The 18280-nt window shown below is 70.7% G+C and carries 17 protein-coding genes, 1 tRNA gene and 1 other RNA gene; 11 read left to right on the top strand and 8 right to left on the bottom strand.

Features of this window, described 5'->3' with window-relative positions; all coding sequences use genetic code 11:
• Positions 1 to 31: 31 nt before the first annotated feature.
• From ACZ4FV_RS12555 to ACZ4FV_RS12565, 3 genes are all read right to left on the bottom strand, one after another.
• On the bottom strand, positions 32 to 1051 hold the full coding sequence (locus ACZ4FV_RS12555) for a FecCD family ABC transporter permease (RefSeq protein ID WP_465322611.1): 1020 nt from the start codon (positions 1049 to 1051) through the stop codon (positions 32 to 34).
• On the bottom strand, positions 1029 to 1844 hold the full coding sequence (locus ACZ4FV_RS12560) for a siderophore-interacting protein (RefSeq protein WP_395866580.1): 816 nt from the start codon (positions 1842 to 1844) through the stop codon (positions 1029 to 1031). Before ACZ4FV_RS12560 ends, ACZ4FV_RS12555 begins: the two co-directional genes overlap by 23 nt.
• Positions 1845 to 1939: 95 nt before the next feature.
• Positions 1940 to 2947: an ABC transporter substrate-binding protein gene (locus tag ACZ4FV_RS12565; RefSeq protein WP_395866582.1), complete on the bottom strand. Its 1008-nt coding sequence runs from the start codon at positions 2945 to 2947 to the stop codon at positions 1940 to 1942.
• A 105-nt stretch (positions 2948 to 3052) separates the two neighbouring features.
• Between ACZ4FV_RS12565 and ACZ4FV_RS12570 the strand changes: the two genes are divergently transcribed.
• The gene (locus ACZ4FV_RS12570) at positions 3053 to 3865 is read left to right on the top strand and encodes an AraC family transcriptional regulator (protein ID WP_402234346.1); all 813 of its coding nucleotides are present in this window, start codon (positions 3053 to 3055) and stop codon (positions 3863 to 3865) included.
• Between the two features lie 254 nt (positions 3866 to 4119).
• Here the strand turns inward: ACZ4FV_RS12570 and ACZ4FV_RS12575 are convergent, their stop codons facing one another.
• The 3 genes from ACZ4FV_RS12575 to ACZ4FV_RS12585 all read right to left on the bottom strand — a co-directional run bounded on the left by ACZ4FV_RS12575 (position 4120) and on the right by ACZ4FV_RS12585 (position 7711).
• Positions 4120 to 5169: a porin PorA family protein gene (locus tag ACZ4FV_RS12575; protein ID WP_402234347.1), complete on the bottom strand. Its 1050-nt coding sequence runs from the start codon at positions 5167 to 5169 to the stop codon at positions 4120 to 4122.
• A gap of 729 nt (positions 5170 to 5898) precedes the next feature.
• Entirely contained in the window at positions 5899 to 6648 is a 750-nt protein-coding gene (locus tag ACZ4FV_RS12580; RefSeq protein ID WP_465322612.1) for an SDR family oxidoreductase, read from the bottom strand.
• Between the two features lie 157 nt (positions 6649 to 6805).
• Positions 6806 to 7711, bottom strand: coding sequence for an AraC family transcriptional regulator (locus ACZ4FV_RS12585; RefSeq protein ID WP_395866590.1), 906 nt, complete (start codon positions 7709 to 7711; stop codon positions 6806 to 6808).
• A gap of 144 nt (positions 7712 to 7855) precedes the next feature.
• Between ACZ4FV_RS12585 and ACZ4FV_RS12590 the strand changes: the two genes are divergently transcribed.
• Together ACZ4FV_RS12590 and ACZ4FV_RS12595 are read left to right on the top strand one after the other, a co-directional pair.
• Complete coding sequence (locus tag ACZ4FV_RS12590; protein ID WP_465322613.1) at positions 7856 to 8173, top strand: putative quinol monooxygenase; 318 nt, start codon at positions 7856 to 7858, stop codon at positions 8171 to 8173.
• A gap of 98 nt (positions 8174 to 8271) precedes the next feature.
• Positions 8272 to 9231, top strand: a complete 960-nt coding sequence (locus tag ACZ4FV_RS12595) for an alpha/beta hydrolase (RefSeq protein ID WP_395866592.1) — start codon at positions 8272 to 8274, stop codon at positions 9229 to 9231.
• Between the two features lie 167 nt (positions 9232 to 9398).
• On the opposite strand, the gene ACZ4FV_RS12600 is transcribed toward ACZ4FV_RS12595, so the two are convergent.
• Positions 9399 to 9486, bottom strand: a tRNA-Ser gene (locus ACZ4FV_RS12600).
• An 84-nt stretch (positions 9487 to 9570) separates the two neighbouring features.
• Positions 9571 to 9669: signal recognition particle sRNA small type (gene ffs, locus ACZ4FV_RS12605), an RNA gene on the bottom strand.
• Positions 9670 to 9759: 90 nt separating this feature from the next.
• Between ffs and ACZ4FV_RS12610 the strand changes: the two genes are divergently transcribed.
• From ACZ4FV_RS12610 to ACZ4FV_RS12645, 8 genes are all read left to right on the top strand, one after another.
• Positions 9760 to 11913 (top strand): DNA polymerase III subunit gamma and tau, encoded by a 2154-nt coding sequence (locus ACZ4FV_RS12610; RefSeq protein ID WP_465322614.1) that lies wholly within the window; start codon positions 9760 to 9762, stop codon positions 11911 to 11913.
• 156 nt (positions 11914 to 12069) lie between these two features.
• The gene (locus ACZ4FV_RS12615; RefSeq protein ID WP_395866596.1) at positions 12070 to 12414 is read left to right on the top strand and encodes a YbaB/EbfC family nucleoid-associated protein; all 345 of its coding nucleotides are present in this window, start codon (positions 12070 to 12072) and stop codon (positions 12412 to 12414) included.
• Between the two features lie 237 nt (positions 12415 to 12651).
• The gene (recR, locus tag ACZ4FV_RS12620; RefSeq protein WP_391586320.1) at positions 12652 to 13251 is read left to right on the top strand and encodes a recombination mediator RecR; all 600 of its coding nucleotides are present in this window, start codon (positions 12652 to 12654) and stop codon (positions 13249 to 13251) included.
• Positions 13244 to 13864: a DUF5063 domain-containing protein gene (locus ACZ4FV_RS12625; protein ID WP_395866598.1), complete on the top strand. Its 621-nt coding sequence runs from the start codon at positions 13244 to 13246 to the stop codon at positions 13862 to 13864. Before recR ends, ACZ4FV_RS12625 begins: the two co-directional genes overlap by 8 nt.
• A 229-nt stretch (positions 13865 to 14093) precedes the next feature.
• Positions 14094 to 15362, top strand: a complete 1269-nt coding sequence (locus ACZ4FV_RS12630; protein WP_355530902.1) for an aspartate kinase — start codon at positions 14094 to 14096, stop codon at positions 15360 to 15362.
• The gene (locus ACZ4FV_RS12635) at positions 15359 to 16426 is read left to right on the top strand and encodes an aspartate-semialdehyde dehydrogenase (protein ID WP_395866600.1); all 1068 of its coding nucleotides are present in this window, start codon (positions 15359 to 15361) and stop codon (positions 16424 to 16426) included. The genes ACZ4FV_RS12630 and ACZ4FV_RS12635 overlap by 4 nt, the downstream gene beginning before the upstream one ends.
• Positions 16427 to 16679: 253 nt before the next feature.
• A complete protein-coding gene (locus ACZ4FV_RS12640; protein ID WP_395867026.1) occupies positions 16680 to 17267 on the top strand; it encodes a SigE family RNA polymerase sigma factor in 588 nt (195 codons plus the stop codon).
• Positions 17264 to 18253 (top strand): DUF4232 domain-containing protein, encoded by a 990-nt coding sequence (locus ACZ4FV_RS12645; protein ID WP_402234413.1) that lies wholly within the window; start codon positions 17264 to 17266, stop codon positions 18251 to 18253. The genes ACZ4FV_RS12640 and ACZ4FV_RS12645 overlap by 4 nt, the downstream gene beginning before the upstream one ends.
• The last annotated feature ends 27 nt before the right edge of the window (positions 18254 to 18280 follow it).

An 18280-nucleotide genomic window follows, 5' to 3' on the forward strand; every position in this document is an offset into this window, starting at 1 on the left:
GGACCGGCCCCCGTCACAACGTGATCCCTCGTCACAACGTGGTCCCTTCGTAGCGCCGCACGGCCCAGATGAGCACCGGCGCACCGAAGAAGGCGGTGACGACCGCCACCGGGACCTCGCCGGTGGGCAGCAGCAGTCGACCCGTGATGTCGGAGGCCAGCAGCAGGATCGGCCCCAGCAGCGCGCTGTACGCCAGGAGCCAAGGCACCGAACCGCCCGCCGCGCGCCGCACGATGTGCGGAACCATCAGGCCCAGAAAGGCGATCGGTCCCGCGACGGCGGTCGCGGTGCCGGCCAGCAGCGTGACGACGGCCAGCACCGCGAGGCGGGTTCGGTTCACCCGGGCGCCGAGGCCGTGCGCCACGTCCTCCCCCAGGGCCAGCGTGTTCAGCGCTCCGATCAGCGCCGACGCGCCGACCAGGGCAAGCAGGATCAGCAGCACCGGCAGCAGGAGCGGGGCCTGTTCGCGGCCCGCGAGGGAGCCGACGCTCCAGAACCGGTAGTGGTCGAACGCGTCCGGATCCAGGATGCGCAGCGACATGGACACACCCGTGAGCACGGAGGCGAGCGCGACACCGGCCAACACCAGGCGCAGGGGCGACGTACGGCCGACCGCGTACACCAGGACGCCGGCGATCAGCGCGCCGACGAGGGCGAGGGACACCTGTACGCCCTGGTTTCCGGTCAGCCCGGTCGTGGTGCCCACGGTGACGGCGAACCCGGCGCCCGACGTGATCCCCAGCAGGCCCGGTTCGGCCAATGGGTTGCGGGTCAGCGTCTGGGTCAGCGCGCCGGCCGTCGCGAGCGCCGCACCCACGCAGATCGCCAGGATCGTGCGGGGGACCCGGATCTCTCGGATCGTCAGGTCGGTATCGGCGCCGGAGGGGTCGGTGAGGGCCCGCCAGACGTCGCCGGGTGGGATCGCCCTGGCCCCGAGGGCCAGGCTCAGGCCGCAGACCAGGGCGAGCAGGGCGACCGCCCCGACGAGCAGCACGACCTTGGGCGCGGCAGGCTTCGAGACCGGCGACTCAGTCTTCGAGACCGGCGACACCGCGCCTCCAGTAACCGGTGAACAGGGCGTCGAGGCGACCTTTGGCCCACGCGCGGAGCGGCTTGATGTCGTCGGCCTCGCCGGCGGCGAACAGGAAGGTCCGTCCGGCGGGAAGCGGCAAGGCGCGTACGGTCTCGGCGAGCCGGGACGCACCGCCCCCCTGCGCCAGCCACGTCACCCGTACGCCGTCGCGCGCGGCGAGCGGATAGCGGTGCTCGTCGGCGTGCGCCGTTTCGACGACCAGGTGCGCCGAGACGTCCCGCGGCGACTCCTCCAGCCAGCGCGCCGCCGCCGGCAGCGCGGTCGTGTCGACCGCGAAGACGTAGTGGTCGTAGTTGTGCGGGAACGACTTCGCCCCGGGTGGCCCGGCGATCACGACATCCGCGCCCGGTGCGGCGGCGACCGCCCAGTCCGAGGCCACGCCACCCGGGTGGATGACCAGGTCGATGTCGAGTTCGCGCGCCTGGGCGTCGTAGCGTCGCGCGGTGTAGCGGCGGCTGGTCGGCGACGGGCGCGGCCAGGTCAGCGACTGTTCGTCGTCGGGGACGGGCAGCCGCATCGTGCCGTCGGCGTCCGGGAAGACGATCTTGAAGTGGTCGTCGGCCTGGTAGGTGTGGAAGCCGTCCAGGCCCGGGCCGCCGACCGTCAGGCGCAGCACCGACGTGGTCACGTAGTGCTTGCGCAGCAGCGTGACGGTGCGGATGGCGATCGGGTAGCCGATCTTGGCGATGCCTTCGCCGTTCGCGTGGTGGGCGGCGACGCGCGGGGCGGGGTTGTCTCGTTCGATGCGCACGGGGTTCCGATCACTGGGCCGGGAGGGACGCGGGGGTTCCGATCACCGGGCCGAGGGGGTTTTCGATCACCGGTCCACGAGGGGCGAGGGTTCCGTCACCGGGCCAGGAGCGGGGCGAGCGCCTGGTCGACGGCGTCGAGTGTGCGCTGGGCCTGTGCGTACGTCACCGCCGCCGTGTAGCGGATCGGGAAGGCCTTCCCGGCCTTGACCGCGGGCAGGTTCTTCCACAGGGGCGAGTCGAGGACGTACTGCACGCCCGCGCTCGGGGTGCCGTCGTCCTGGACGGTGTAGGTGATCACGTCGGCCTCGCCCAGGCTCGCCGGCAGTTCCTCGATGGACGGCGTCTCCGAGACGTCGGAGGAGCCGCCGCTCTTCTTCTTGACCGTGCCGTAGTAGTCGAGGCCGATGTCCTGCGCGATGTTCGTGCCCCACGAGCCGGCGAATTCGCGCTGGAAGGTGCCCTGGGAGTTCTCGTTGTACGCGCCGAGGTGGCCGACCCTGAGGCCGCCGACGGCAGCCGCGTACTTGGCCTTCAGCTCGTCGGCCCGCTTCCGGTACGTGTTCCGGGTCTCCTCGGTGTGGCCCGCACGGCCCGCGGCGTCGGCCTGGCGTGCCGACAACTCGCGCCACGCGGATGGCAGGCTGGGGCCGATGGCGACCACGGGCGCGATCGATCCCAGCCGCTTGAGGTCCAACTCGCCGAGCACCGGCCTGGGTACGCCGATGATGATGATGTCGGGCTTCGCGGCGGCGATGGCCTCGTAGTTGGTCTCCTTGGCGGTCGCGCCGCCGATCTTGTGCAGCTTGTCGTACGTCGTGCGCTCGGGCCCGGTCATCAGGCCCAGACCGCGCGGCCAGGTGGATATGCCGACCAGGGGAGCGTTCGCCTCGATCAGCACCGGCACCGCGTAACCGGTCGCGACGACGCGCTTGGGGCTCACGGGGACGGTGATCTGTCCGTTGTCGGCGGCGATCACCCTCGTGGCGCCGCTCTTTCCACCCGTGCCGCTGTCGGAATCGGAGCCGCAGCCCGCCAGGAGGGCTGTCGCGGTCACGGCCGCCAGGCCGGCCGAGACGAGGCGGAGTAGCGGACGAACGGACATAAGCATTCCTTCGGGTCGAACAGGTCTTGGCGCCCCAATCGGTCGGCGCGGCGAACTTAGGCTAGCCTCACCTGAGTCTTGATGGTTGTCCGGAAAGGTCACCCGATGTCGATCAGAGGACAGGATGTGGGCGGAGACCCGATCGCCTGCGACGCGTTCGGGTATGGGCTCGGGCAACCCGCGGGCATCCTCGTCCTGCACTACCGCACGGCCGGTCCCCTGGGGTTCGGGGCCGTCCGCAACGACCTCGTGCACCAGCTCTACTGGTCACCGGACGGCATGCTCTCGGCCGTACACGGGGGCCGGTCCTGGTTCACGGCGCCCGGCGAGGGCTTCTGGGCCGAACAGGCGGTGAGCCACGAGGTACGCGCCGCCGACCGGCAGACCGTCTACCGGATCTGCCTGCGCGAAGTGCCCGAATCCCTGGCCGGGTTGCGCACCGGCCACGTCGCGATCGGCCCGGAGGCGGAGCGCCTCGTCCAGGAGATCGCCACTCCCGGCTACGACGAGCGCCGAGCGTTGGAGGCCCGCACCCGCATCCTGCGCGACCTGGCCCCGCTCACCGCGGACATCGCCGACGAGTGCGCGAACGGCAAGGGCTTCGCCCGGGCCGTCGCCCGCGCGATGTCCCACAACCCCGCGGACCCGACGCGCCTCGACGAGTGGGCGGCACGCCTGCACATCAGCCCCAAGACCCTCCAGCGGGACTTCGTACGCGAGTTCGGCATGTCCTTCACCCGACGCCGCACGCTGCTCCGTCTCGGCGTCGCCCGCGCCCTGCTCGTCGCCGAACCGGTCTCCGTGGTGGCCCGCCGGGTCGGCTACTCCAGCGTCTCCGCCTTCGTCCTCGCCTTCGCCAAGGAATACGGCTGCCCACCCGGCCAATACGCCCGCACCCGGTTGGCCACGCTTGCCTGACCGACCCCGTCGTGCTCCGGGCGGACGCGGCCGTACGGTGATGCCGGCCACGCGCGGCTGCGCGATTGTGGCGAGGCACCTCGCCGGAGGGGAGCCGGCTCCGCCGTCGAGCGAGACCGCGACCCGATCGGTGAGGCTCCGCCGGTCGCCGGTCGCCGGTCGCCGGTCGCCGGTCGGCGGTCGGCGGTCGCCGGTCGTCGGCCTGCCGGACGACACACGATCGGCGCGGTGCCGGCATACCGTCCGGGCGCGGGTCAGGCGTCCGGATCGGGTGTGGGGGTGCCGCGGGGGCGACGACGTCGGATGAGCAGAGCCGCGGCCACCAGTAGTGCTCCGACCACGCCCACCACGATGGGCAGGATGGTACCGACGAGCATGATGGCGTCGTGGCCGTCATCGGCGTCGTCCGCGGCGTCCTTCACGGACTCGGGGGTTTGCTGGTAGAAGACGTCGGAGACCGGCAGCAGCGGGAGGAAGGCGCCGTTGCTCGGGGCGATGACGCCGGCCACGCGCTGCTGGGACCGCCGCGTATCGATCACACTGCCGGTCTCGGGTTCGATCCAGAACGTGTCGGCGCTCGCCAGCGTGTAGGAGAGCGGCACCGGGTCGCTCAACGTCGGTAGCAGTGCGGCGAGTTGCTCCTTGGCCGCGGCAGAGAGAGTACCGAGTTGGGCGACCAGCGCCAGGGTCGTCCGCGGGACGGCCGGCGGCAGACCGGCGAGCGCCTGGGGGTCGGTGATCCGGGTGGGCGGCAGGTTCGCTTCGTACACGTATGTACTGAGGCTTGACCTGTTCTCCGTACGCGCGTACGTCAGCGGCGTCGTGGTCCCGGTCTCCGGCCGCCAGCCGGTGTACGTCTTCTTCTTCGCGCCGAGCGGCCAACTGACCGTCAGGCCCTGGGCGTCGACCACCGTCCAGCCGGCGGGATGGCTGCCGGACGGCTCGAGCGTCTTGCGGTTGACGGCGTACTTCCAGTCCGTCTTCTCGACCGGGTTGCCCGCGGCGGTCGTCGTCCGGCTGTCGCTGACCAGGGCCGTGTTGCCCGAGGTCTCCTCGACCTTCACGGTCCGTTCGACGGCGAGGGGGACGTTCCGCTTGACGGCCGTCGCAAGGCTGCCCTTCGCCACCTCCTGGGCGTCGAGCAGGGTCCTGAAGGTACCGGTATAGGAGCGCTTGGCATCGGTGTCGTCGGGCAGCCGGACCACATAGTTCGGCGTGATGACGTACGCGAGCACGAAGGCGCAGGCGATCAGGACCAGACCCACCACGACGCCGACGCTGCGGAGCACCATGTTCGTCCGCATGATCCGCTCTCCCACTGAACTAGACCCGAGATCACGCTCCGTCTGAGCCAAGTGTTCCCGAGACACCCCGCCACCGCGCCCGCCGACGACCATCCGTGTGACGACACCCCATCCCAGACAGGGTTCGAGCAATCCGGCCCTGCCGCGGCACGTCACACGCCGCCGCGCCCCGGATCCACGGTCGACACCCGCAGGCCACCATCACCTCCCGGCCGACACCTGGACATGGGTCGGGTCTCGGGCCCACCAGGACTGACGGACGACGACGAACGCCCCGACCGCATGGCGATCGGGGCGTTCGTTTGCCTGTTCAGGCTGGCGGAGGATACGAGATTCGAACTCGTGAGGGTGTGAACCCAACACGCTTTCCAAGGGGTCATCCGCTGATCCGGCGACGCTCGCCAACGTCCTGACGTGCGGTGGAGTACGCGGCCGTCAGCCTTGCGAACGGCGGTGTACGCCGGTGAATGCAACCAGAACTGCAACCAGGGTGGTGGCTCTTGATTGCAGTTGATCAGGCTGACAACCTCTCCTGCGCCCTCGGGGTTCTCGGGCCCGCGCCTTACGACTCGGTGGTGCTGCGGGCGGTCTGTGGCAGCTCTGGGATGAAGGCGTGTACAGCGCCACTGCCGGCGGGTGAAAACGGCCGCCCCGCCCAGCGGCTCGAGTCTCCCCATCCCCGTCGCGGACAACCCCACACCGGTACACGTGAGAGCGCATCCGGCTCGATCACGTCGCCTGGGCGAGTCGGACGGCGTCGGGGCCGGCCGGGAAGCGCAGTTGGCCGGTCGTGTCGTGGGCGGCGCGCCAGACCGTCTCGGCGACGTCGCTCTCCTGGGTGAACAGATCCTGGCCGGTGAAGTCGGCCATGGCCTTCCTTGCGAACGGCGCGTAGGGCGGCGGGACCAGTTCGTCCAGCGGCCCGCCGTCCATGGCCTTGCCAGCGAAGTTCGTCGTCAGACAGGCGCCCGGCTGGACCGTCTTGGCCCGTACGCCGAAGGGCGCGAGTTCGAGCGCGAGGGACGAGGTGAACCCCTCGACGGCCGCCTTGCTCGCCTTGTAAACGGCCGAGAGGGGCATGGGGCCCAGCACCACGCTGGAGGTCACGTTGACCACCACGCCGGATCCGCGCTCGCGGAACTGGGGCAGCACCGCCTGCGTTGTGACCATCACGCCGAACGTATTGGTCTCGAAGACCTCCCGCACGCGGGCCATCGGGGTGCCCTCGAACACGCTGATCGAGGGGACACCCGCGTTGTTGACCAGGGCGTCGATCGGACCGGCGAGCTCGAGCGCGGCGGTGATCGTGTCGGGCTTGGTCACGTCCAGTTCGACGATGCGCAGCCGGTCCGACTCGGGCAGGACATCCGGGCGCCGGCCGCGCATGGTCGCGATGACGTTCCACCCCTGCGCGTGGAAGTGGAGGGCGGTCGCGCGGCCGTAGCCGGACGAGGTCCCGGTGATCAGAACGGTGTTCATGCTGTGCCCCTTGCGATGTGGTGGGATCCGCGGACTGGAATGTTCATTCCTGCTCGGCGGTGGTTTCAGTGATCCCATTGAATCGCTCTGAACTGGGAGAACAGTAGAACTATCCTCGCCCTTCCTTGCACGATTCTCCCTTTCTACCCGACCGTGCTTACAGTGTGATGCTTGCCGGGGTGCGGGCGGCGTCCCGCAGGCGGACCGCGTCCCGGCCCGGGGGCGCGCCGAACCGGCGGCGGTACTCGCGGCTGAACTGCGACGGGTTGTCGTAGCCGACGCGCCGGCCGACCCCGGCGACGTCGCCCGGGTGGGTGGCCAGCAGCAGTCGTGCCTCCTGGAGCCGGATCTGCTTCTGGAACTGGATGGGGCTCATCGCGGTCACCGCCTGGAAGTTGCGGTAGAACGCGGAGGCGCTCATGCCGGAGAGGCGGGCCACGTTCTCGACCCGGAAGGGCTCGGCGTAATGCTCACGGATCCAGCGTGCGGCACGTGAGACATGACTGAGACCGCTGTCGGCGATGCCCAGTTGGCGCACCGTCGCACCCTGCTCGCCGGTGATCACGCGCCACAGGATCTCGCGTTTGACCAGCGGGGCCAGTACGGCGCGGTCGCGGGGTTCGTCGAGCAGGCGCAGCAGCCGGACCACCGCGTCCAGGAGGGCGGGCGGGGCGTTGCTGACGGCGATCCCCGACGGCGGGCCTCCGCCGGTGCGGGGCATGTCTCCGGGGCCGGCCTGCAGCAGGAGCTCGGCAACGGCGGACGGTTCGAGAATGAGCCCGAAGCCCAGTGCAGGGCGGCCCGGGTCGGCCTGGGTGAACTGTCCGGTGACCGGCAGGTCGACGGAGGCGACCAGGTACTGCCCCGGTCCGTACTCGTAGACCCGATCGCCCAGCGCGAGCCGTTTGGCGCCCTGGGCGATGACCGCCAGGATCGTGCCGGACATGGAGGGCGCGGGCGGGTCGGGCCGGTCGACCTTCGAGATCAGGACGCCGTCGACGGCGGTGGTCCAGTCGGGGCGGGCGTGCCGGGCCAGGAGGTCGCGGAACTCATCGAGGGACATGCGCCCATTTCAGCAGCAATGCGCGAAAGCACTCCCGGGTTCGCGAGGATCGTGCAAGAACGAGAGAGAATCGTTCTTACGTTTCCGCAGGTCAGGGGCATTGAATGGAGGCAGTCCACTCCACCGAAACGAAGAAGGCTCCCCATGATTGCCAACTACGGATTCAACGCCACTCTGACCGCCGCTCCCGGGATGGGCGGCAGGCTGATCGATCTGCTGTCGACCGGCCTGGACGAGGGCAGCCCCGGCGCGAGCGAGCACTGCGTCGTCTACCTGGTCTCGCGTTCCGCCTCCGACCCCGACGTCGTCCACGTCACCGAGGGATGGACCAGCGAGGAAGACCACCACCGGACGTTCGCCGGCGAGGCCGCCCAGGCGATCGTGGCGCGGATCGGCGAACTGCTGGCCAAGGAGCCGGAGAACACCGACTACGTCCCGGTCTGCGGCAAGGCCGCCTTCTAGGCCCTGGGGAGGCCGCCCCCGGCGCCTGCCGAGGCGGCCCTCGCTCCACCCGGAATCCCGCCGAACGCCCCGCACCATCCCGCGAAAGGCCGACGACCATGACCACAGCGCGCCCCGCCCTGGACCCCGAACTTCGCGTCCTCCTCTCCGACATGCCGCTGATGTCCGAGCTCAACCCGGAATTGCTTGCACAACTGCGGCAGTACCCCTCGACGCCGGTCGAGTCCCTGCTCGCCGACCGGTGGGTCGACCGGCGCGAGGTCACCGTGCCCGCCAAGGACGGCACTGCGATACCCCTGTCGGTCTTCACCCCCGGGGGCGCCGACCGCACCACCGCCGCGCCTTGCGTGTACTGGATCCACGGCGGCGGAATGGTGATGGGCGACCGTTTCTCGCAGATCGACATCCCGCTGGAGTGGCTCGACGAGTTCGGCGCGGTCGTGGTGTCCGTGGACTACCGGCTGGCGCCCGAGGCCACCGGCACCGTCCCCGTCGACGACTGCTACCAGGGACTGCTCTGGGTCGCCGAACACGCCGAGGAACTGGGCGTCGATCCCGCCCGGATCATCGTCGCGGGAGCCAGCGCGGGCGGTGGCCTGGCGGCCGGCGTCACCCTGCTGGCCCGCGACCTCGGCACTCCGGCGATCGCCGCGCAGATACTGACCTGCCCCATGCTCGACCACCGCAACACCAGCACCTCCAGCCGCCAGTACTCCGGCGGGCCCGGCGTCTGGACCCGCGCGATGAACGACTTCGGCTGGCGCTGCGTTCTCGGCGACCTCACCGATGACGACGTACCCGCGTACGTCTCACCCTCGCTGGCCGACGATCTCTCGAACCTGCCGACCACCTACATCGACACCGGCTCCGCCGAAGTGTTCCGCGACGAGGACACCGACTACGCCACCCGGATCTGGGCGGCCGGCGGACAGGCCGAACTCCACGTCTGGGCAGGCGGTTTCCACGGCTTCGACGCCCTGTACCCGCAGGCGCACATCTCGGCCACGGCCCGCCGCACCCGCACCGACTGGCTCGCCCGGCTCCTACACGCCGCATGACGCCGCAACCCGCGGTGCCGCCGGCACGCCCGGCGCCGGCTCGGCACACGAAGGCCGGGGACGGGAGCGAGGAGCTGATGCGCTGCAACCGAGACCAGAACTGAGACCGACAACGACGTTGCCCCCGGTCGCAGAGCGACCGGGGGCAACGTTTTGCCTGTTCAGGCTGGCGGAGGATACGAGATTCGAACTCGTGAGGGTGTGAACCCAACACGCTTTCCAAGCGTGCGCCCTAGGCCACTAGGCGAATCCTCCGTGCGGAAGCTTACAGGAGGTCGGTGGGTGCTCGCGCACCCCTATTCGAAGGGGGCGGAGGGGTGGGGCCAGGGGGGTGGGGGAAACTGTGAACCCCCCGTGCACCCGGTAGAGCCTCCCTATCCTTGCTGCCTTCCGGCCCTGGGGAGGTTCAGGAGGATACCGCCGCACGGGGGGTCCGGGGCCTACAGTACCCGACCGTGGTCGGTGATCGGGCACCCGGTGGGTGATGAGGGTCCGCGTCTGTCGTTCGGCCCGGCTATCGTCGGGGGCGTGTCGCTCGCCCTCTACCGTCGCTACCGCCCCGAGACCTACGCAGAGGTCATCGGGCAGGAGCACGTGACGGAACCCCTCATGCAGGCCCTGCGGAACAACCGCGTCAATCACGCCTACCTGTTCAGTGGGCCGCGAGGGTGTGGCAAGACCACCAGCGCGCGCATTCTCGCCCGGTGTCTCAACTGTGAGCAGGGGCCCACGCCCACGCCGTGCGGCGAGTGTCAGTCGTGTCGGGACCTCGGTCTCGGCGGGCCCGGCAGCATCGACGTGATCGAGATCGACGCCGCGTCGCACGGTGGTGTGGACGACGCGCGCGATCTGCGGGAGAAGGCGCACTTCTCGCCGGTGAGTTCGCGCTACAAGATCTACATCATCGACGAGGCCCACATGGTCACGTCGGCGGGCTTCAACGCGTTGCTCAAGGTGGTCGAGGAGCCGCCGGAGCACCTGAAGTTCATCTTCGCGACGACCGAGCCGGAGAAGGTGATCGGGACCATCCGGTCCCGCACGCACCACTACCCGTTCCGGCTGGTGCCGCCCGGCGTGCTGCGCGACCACCTCGCGTCGGTGTGCGAGACCGAGGGCATCAAGGTCGAGCCGGCCGTGCTGCCGCTGGTCGTACGGGCCGGAGCCGGGTCGGTGCGGGACTCGATGTCGGTGATGGACCAGTTGCTCGCGGGCGCCACCGACGACGGTGTCACCTATGCGATGGCCACCTCGCTGCTCGGGTTCACCGACCGGTCGCTGCTGGACGACGTCGTCGAGGCGTTCGTCGCGCAGGACGGCGCGGCCACCTTCGAGTTGGTCGACCGGGTGATCGAGGGGGGCTACGACCCGCGTCGGTTCGTGGCCGACCTGCTGGAGCGGCTGCGCGACCTGGTGATCCTGGCCGCCGTGCCGGACGCGGCCGACAAGGGCCTGATCGACGTGCCGGCCGATCAGTTGGAGCGCATGGTCCGGCACGCCGCCGAGTTCGGCCGGGCCGGGCTCACCCGCGCCGCGGACATCGTCAACACCGGCCTCACCGAGATGCGTGGCGCCACCGCGCCTCGGCTCCAGTTGGAGCTGATCTGCGCGCGGGTACTGCTGCCCGCCGTCGACTCCGGTGAGCAGGGTTTGCAGACTCGGCTGGAACGGCTGGAGCGCCGGGTGTCCGTCGGCGGCCTCCCCGCCGGGCCCGCCGCACCGGACCACGCCCGCGCCGACCCGCCGCCCCCCGCGGCGACCCGGCCGCAGCAGGCCGCCCCGGCCCAGGTCCAAGCCCCGGTTGCGGCGCCGACTCAGGCTCCCGTACCGCCTCCCACGGCACCGCAGCCGCAGCAACACCGGCAGCCCCAGACCCAGCAGCCCCCCGCGCCCGCCCCCGGTGCCTGGCCCCAGGCCCGCACCGCCGGCTCCGGCCCGCCCCCGTCCGCCGCACCACAACACCAGGCCCAACAGGCCCAACAGCAGCACACCCAGGCAACACCTTCGCCCGCCGCCACCCCCGCCCAAGGCACCGGCGACCTCACCCGCGTGCACGAGATGTGGCCGCAGATCCTGGACGCCGTCCGCGGCCGCAACCGGGTGGCCTGGATGATGCTCCAGACCGTGACCGTGGCCGGATTCGACGGCGCCACGCTGACCCTCGCGTTCGAGCAGGCCGGCGCCCGCGAGGGCTTCCGCAGCAGCGGCCGGGACGAGATCGTGCGCCAGGCCGTCCAGGACGCGTTCGGCTTCGACTGGCGGATCGATTGCGTCGTCGCCGGCGAGGGCGCCGCGGCGCCCGCCCGCCGCCCCGCGACGCCGGCTCCGGTCCCGGTCCCGACCACGACGCCCCAGGCCGGCAGCCCCGTCACGCACCCCACACCCGCCGCCGCCCCGCCCCCCGGCGCGTGGCCCGGCGCTCCGACGCCCCCTGCGGCCACGCCCCCGCCGGCCCCCGCCCAACCCCGCCCCGCCACCGGGGCCCCGCCGCAGGCAGCGCCGCCCGCCCGACCGCAACCGCAGCAGGCACCGCCCCCGCCGCCGCCCGAGCCGGACTACGACATCCCCGAGGACATCGGCCGGTACGACGACGAGGACCTCGCGGACGACGGCGGCCTGTCCACCCACGAACTGCTCGCCCGCGAGCTGGGCGCCACGATCATCGACGAGTCGCCCACCACCTGACCCACCCACCACCCGCCCCACCACCGGACCCGCCGATGCGTGCCGCCGCCGCGCATCGGCCCCGCCCGGAGCCGTAGGCTCGACCGCAGGACGGCCGCCGAGCAGGGCCGCCCCGAGGCGGTGCGAAGCCGCGTCCGAGCGACGAAGGGTGTCCAGGTGTTTCCCGGTGGTGGCCAGCCCGACATGCAGCAGTTGCTGCAGCAGGCGCAGAAGATGCAGCAGGACCTCATGGCGGCGCAGGACGAACTCGCCCGCACCCAGGTGACCGGGAGCGCCGGCGGCGGCCTGGTGACCGCGACCGTCTCCGGTGCCGGCGAACTGCTGGCTCTGGAGATCTCGCCGTCCGCGGTGGATCCTGAGGACACGGAGACCCTCGGCGACCTCATCGTCGCCGCGGTGCGCGACGCCAACCGCGCGGCCTTGGAGATGCAGTCCCGGTTGATGGGCCCGCTGGCCCAGGGCATGGGCGGTGGCGGCCCACTGGGGTTGCCCGGCATGTGAGCCGGGTCCACACGACCGAAAGCCGAGCCCACCCGGAAGCCGACAAGGCCGAAGCCCGAGGCTGAAGCGCAAGGCCCAAGACCCCAGGCCAAGCGCCACCGACAAAGCCCAAGCCCAGCCACGAGCCCACCGACCACCAACCACCAACCACCGACCACCGACCACCGACCACCAACCACCGACCACCAACCCCACCAATAAGCCCACGAAGAACCAGAGCGAGCAGGGAGACGGTAGGTGTACGAAGGCGTCGTACAGGACCTCATCGACGAGCTGGGCCGACTGCCCGGTGTAGGGCCGAAGAGCGCGCAACGCATCGCCTTCCACCTCCTGGCGGCCGACCCGGCCGACGTCCGGCGCCTCGTGCACGCGCTCACCGAGGTCAAGGACAAGGTGCGCTTCTGCGCCACATGCGGCAACGTGGCGGAGTCGGAGCAGTGCCGCATCTGCCTCGATCCGCGACGCGACGTCGCGGTGATCTGCGTGGTCGAGGAGTCCAAGGATGTCGTGGCGATCGAGAAGACCCGCGAGTTCCGAGGCCGCTACCACGTGCTCGGCGGCGCGATCAGCCCGATCGAGGGCGTGGGACCCGACGACCTGCGGATCCGTGAACTGATGACCCGGCTCGCGGACGGTGTGGTGACCGAGTTGATCCTGGCCACCGATCCGAACCTGGAAGGAGAGGCGACCGCGACGTATCTGGCTCGCCTGTGCAAGCCGATGGGTCTGCGAGTGACCCGGTTGGCCAGCGGGCTGCCGGTGGGGGGCGACCTGGAGTACGCCGACGAGGTCACGCTCGGGCGTGCCTTCGAGGGGAGACGACTGCTCGATGTCTGACGACCTGAACGAATTCACCGGAGAGATCGCCGACCAGATCGACAGCTTCGTCCTGGCCGTCACCGAGGTGGCCAAGGGCGAGGAGCCGGAGCAGGCGGTGTCGATGCTGCTCCTGGAGGTCTCGCAGTTGATGCTCGCGGGCGGCCGGCTCGGCGCGATCGCCGACATCGTGCCCGACGACCGCTTCGAGCCCGACTCGGGCCCCGATCCGGATGTCGACGCGCTGCGTTCGGCGCTGTCCCGGCTGCTGGAGCCGATCGACGTCTACTACGAGGTCTTCGACCCGTACGTGCCCAAGTCCAAGCCGGTCGCCGCGCGGCTGTCGGACGACGTCGCCGACGTGGTCGCCGACCTCGCGCACGGGCTGGCCCACCATCGGGCCGGACGCAGCCGCGAGGCGCTGTGGTGGTGGCAGTTCTCGTACCTGTCCAACTGGGGCGCGACCGCCAGCGCCGTGCTGCGCGCGCTGCAGTCGGTGGTGTCGCACGCCCGCCTGGACGATCCGATCATGGAGAGTCTGGACCCGGCCGGCCAGGCACTGGCCGACGAGTTGGTCGACGAGCTCGCCGAGCAGCTCGACGAGGCCGTGGTACTGGGCGGCCCGCACACCTGAGTCGTCGCCCGATCCCACCGGGATTCGGTATCAACGGAATTCGGGCGAAAGGCGAGCGGGGTACGGACCCGGTACCGCCCCGGTACGGCCCGTCCCGGCGCCGACATGGGCGTTCGGTTCCGACTGCCCGCTTAGTGATACGTACGTCTCACAATGTGAATAAAGCTTTGACCACTGTACGGCCTAGTTAGACTGTGCCGACCGCACAGATATCAAGCGAGGAGCGCACGTGGGCCTTGTCGTGCAGAAGTACGGCGGCTCCTCCGTCGCCGATGCCGAAGGCATCAAGCGCGTGGCCAAGCGAATCGTCGACACCAAGAAGCAGGGCCACGAAGTGGTCGTGGTGGTGTCCGCGATGGGCGACACGACGGACGAGCTGATCGATCTGGCGCAGCAGGTGAGTCCCATCCCTTCCGGGCGCGAGCTCGACATGCTGCTCACCGCGGGTGAGCGGATGTCGATGGCGCTGTTGGCGATGGCGATCAAAAACCTGGGCGTCGACGCACGGTCGTTCACCGGCAGCCAAGCCGGTGTGATCACCGACGCGGTCCACAACAAAGCGCGCATCATCGATGTGACGCCGGGTCGGATCCGCTCCGCGCTCGACGAGGGCGCGATCGCGATCGTGGCCGGTTTCCAGGGTGTGTCCCAGGACACGAAGGACATCACCACGCTCGGCCGCGGCGGCTCGGACACCACCGCCGTCGCGCTGGCCGCCGCGCTCAGCGCCGAGGTCTGCGAGATCTACACGGACGTGGACGGCATCTTCACCGCCGACCCCCGTGTGGTGAAGAAGGCCCGGAAGATCTCCCGGATCAGCTACCAGGAGATGCTGGAGCTGGCCGCGAGCGGATCCAAGGTGCTGCACCTGCGGTGCGTCGAGTACGCCCGCCGCTACGACATGCCCGTGCACGTGCGGTCGTCCTTCTCGGGACTCGTCGGCACTTGGGTGACGGATGAACCCGAAGGGGACGACATGGAGCACGCGATCATCTCCGGGGTCGCCCACGACACCAGCGAAGCGAAGATCACGGTGGTCGGGGTCCCGGACAAGCCGGGCGAGGCGGCCAAGATCTTCCGCCTGGTGGCGGACAACGAGATCAACATCGACATGATCGTGCAGAACGTCTCCGCGGCCTCCACGGGCCGTACCGACATCTCCTTCACGCTGCCGATGTCCGACGGGCAGAGCGCGATGACCGCGCTGACCAAGGCCCAGGCCGAGATCGGCTTCGAGTCGCTGCGCTACGACGACCAGATCGGCAAGATCTCGCTGGTCGGCGCCGGCATGCGCTCGCACCCCGGCGTGACCGCCAAGTTCTTCGAATCCCTCACCGGCGCGGGGGTGAACATCGAGCTGATCTCGACATCCGAGATCCGGATCTCGGTGGTCTGTCGCGCCGACGGCGTTCCGGCCGCCGTACAGGCCGTGCACACCGCGTTCGGCCTGGACGACCAGTCCGGCGAAGCCGTCGTCTACGGAGGTACCGGCCGATGACCCGCAAGGACAAGCCCACCCTGGCCGTGGTCGGCGCCACCGGCGCGGTCGGCACGGTGATGCTCGAACTGCTCTCCACCCGCCAGGACGTGTGGGGCGAGATCCGGCTGATCGCCTCGGCGCGCTCCGCGGGCAAGAAGCTCGTCGTACGCGGCGAGGAGGTCGAGGTCATCGCGCTGAGCGAGGAGTGCTTCGAGGGCGTGGACGTCGCGATGTTCGACGTGCCCGACGAGGTCTCCGCGCACTGGGCGCCGATCGCCGCGAGCAAGGGCGCGATCGCGGTGGACAACTCCGGCGCGTTCCGGATGGACCCCGAGGTCCCGCTCGTGGTGCCCGAGGTCAACGCCGCCGCGGCGCGGGTGCGTCCGCGCGGCATCATCGCCAACCCCAACTGCACGACGCTGACCATGGTCGTCGCGCTGGGCGCGCTGCACGCCGAGCTCGGGCTCAAGGAACTCGTCGTCGCGTCGTACCAGGCCGCCTCCGGTGCCGGTCAGCCCGGCGTCGACGCGCTGCGCGAGCAGATCGGCAAGGTCGCGGGCAGCCAGACACTGGGTACCCAGCCCGGCGACGTGCGCCGCGCGGTGGGCGACTTCGGGCCGTTCCCGGCCCCGCTGGCGCTCAACGTGGTGCCGTGGGCCGGCTCGCTCAAGGACGACGGCTGGTCGTCCGAGGAGCTCAAGGTTCGCAACGAGTCCCGCAAGATCCTCGGACTGCCGGACCTGAAGGTGCACACGACCTGTGTGCGCGTCCCGGTGATCACCACGCACTCGCTCGCGGTGCACGCCGTGTTCGAGAACGAGGTCTCGGTCGCCCGGGCACACGAGATCCTCGACGGTGCCCCCGGCGTCGTGCTGTGCGACGATCCGGAGAACGGCGAGTTCCCGACGCCGGCCGACGTGGTCGGCACCGACCCGACCTGGGTCGGCCGGGTGCGCCGCTCGATCGACGACCCGTTCGCGCTCGACATGTTCATGTGCGGGGACAACCTGCGCAAGGGCGCGGCGCTGAACACGGCCCAGATCGCCGAAGTCGTCGCCGCCGAGCTGACCGAGCGCGACTAGGCCCCGACCGGCCCGCCCGGCCGCCCCGGACAGGGTCCGGACCCGGGCCGCGAACCGTCGCGGCAGCCGGTGTTCCCCAGGTGGGGACACCGGCTGCCGCGCGTGCGCGGCCGTTTCCCGGCCCCGAGTGGCTGACTGCACGTCACCCTGCCCACTACGGTGGGCGCACGTGTGTCTGAGCCGACGACCGTCCCCGGATCGCAGGCGTATACAACCTTCCCGGGGGGTCGGGTGTCCAACAGTCGTGGCAGAAATGGTCGTGAGGGCGGAACCGGCGCTGCGCCCGGTCCGAATGCCCGTGGTCGGCGCGCTGGATCTGGGCGTTTCGGGAGTTTCCGTGTCCTCTGACGCGGGCGTCTCCATCGACGTCCTCACCGAGACCTACCGCGCGCACTATGGTTCGTTGTTGCGCTTGGCTTCCCTGTTGCTCGACGACACCGATTCGTGTGAGGACGTGGTGCAGGAGTCGTTCGTACGGGTGCACACCGCCCGGCACCGATTGCGCGAGGCCGACAAGACCCTCGCCTACCTGCGGCAGACCGTGGTCAACCTGTCCCGGTCGACACTGCGCCGTCGGATCATGGGCATGCGACTACTGTCGAAACCCGAGCCGGAATCGACGAGTACCGAGGACGGTTCGCGCCACGTGGCGGAACGCGACGTGTTGGTAAGGGCGTTGCGCGAATTGCAACGGCGGCAGCGAGAAGTGATCGTGCTGCGCTATTACGCTGATCTGACAGAGGCTCAGGTGGCCGATCTGCTCGGACTGTCGGTCGGCTCGGTGAAGGCGTACGCCTCACGCGGACTGGAAGCCCTCCGGGCCCGGATGGAGACGCCGTGACGAACACCCCGGGGACTCTCGGTCCCGACCCCGACGACCTCGAGGCAGAGGTGCGCCGGCGGCTGCACGCGGCGGTCGCCGACGTGCTGCCCGCGTCGGACGCGCTGGATCGGCTGCGCGTCGCCGTGCCGGCCCGGCGCCGGCAGCGGCGGGTGGCCACACTCGGAGCCGCCGGGCTGGCGGCCGCGCTGCTGATCGGCACACCGGTGCTGCGCACCGTGGTGGACGGCGGCGACGGCTCGAAGTCGAACGTCGGCGGCATCCGGTCCTCGTCCTCAGCGGTCAACGCCACCGAGCCGTTGCCGGGGCCGAGCGAGGGGATGAGCGCCGGTATCCCGGGCGGGGCCGGCCAGTCGCACCCGGCGACCCGCGGCGGCACGCCCACCAGTGGGTCCGGCGCCTCGATCGCGCCCACCAGCGGGCAGAGCGCGGGCGTGGGCCAGACCGTGCCGCCCGCCACCAGCGCGCCGCCGAGCGGGAGCACGCCACCGGCCAAGCCGACGCCGGCGTGCGCGACCACCGACCTGTCCGGGGAGGACGCCCGTCTGGGACCGATCGGCGCCGACGGCCTGGCGTACGGCGTGCTCCAGGTGCGCAGCAACGCGGCCAAGGACTGCCAGGTGACCGGGCCCGGCGTGGTCTCGGTGGTCTCGCCGCCGGGGAACCCGATCGTGCAGGTGACCGTGCTCCAGCACAAGGCCGGCGACGACGCGGCCGCGCTGCCGGTACTGCCCGAGACCTCGGGCACGGTCGTCGTGCTCCGGCCGGGCCAGGAGTACGAGTTCCAGTTCGCGTGGAAGCCGCAGGCGCCGGGCGCGGACGGCACCTGCGCCGCCGACTCGCCCAAGGCGCCGGTGCCCGCACTCGGTTACGCGCTGATCGCCAACGACTTCAACGTGGCCAAGGTGACCCTGACGCCCACGTGCGGCGGCACGGTGTACCGCACCGACATCTATCGGACGGGGGCGTACCCGCGGGTGGGGTGACACCCGCGCTCGGGCGCCGTCGGTCGA

Source organism: Embleya sp. NPDC025285 (assembly GCF_055558835.1).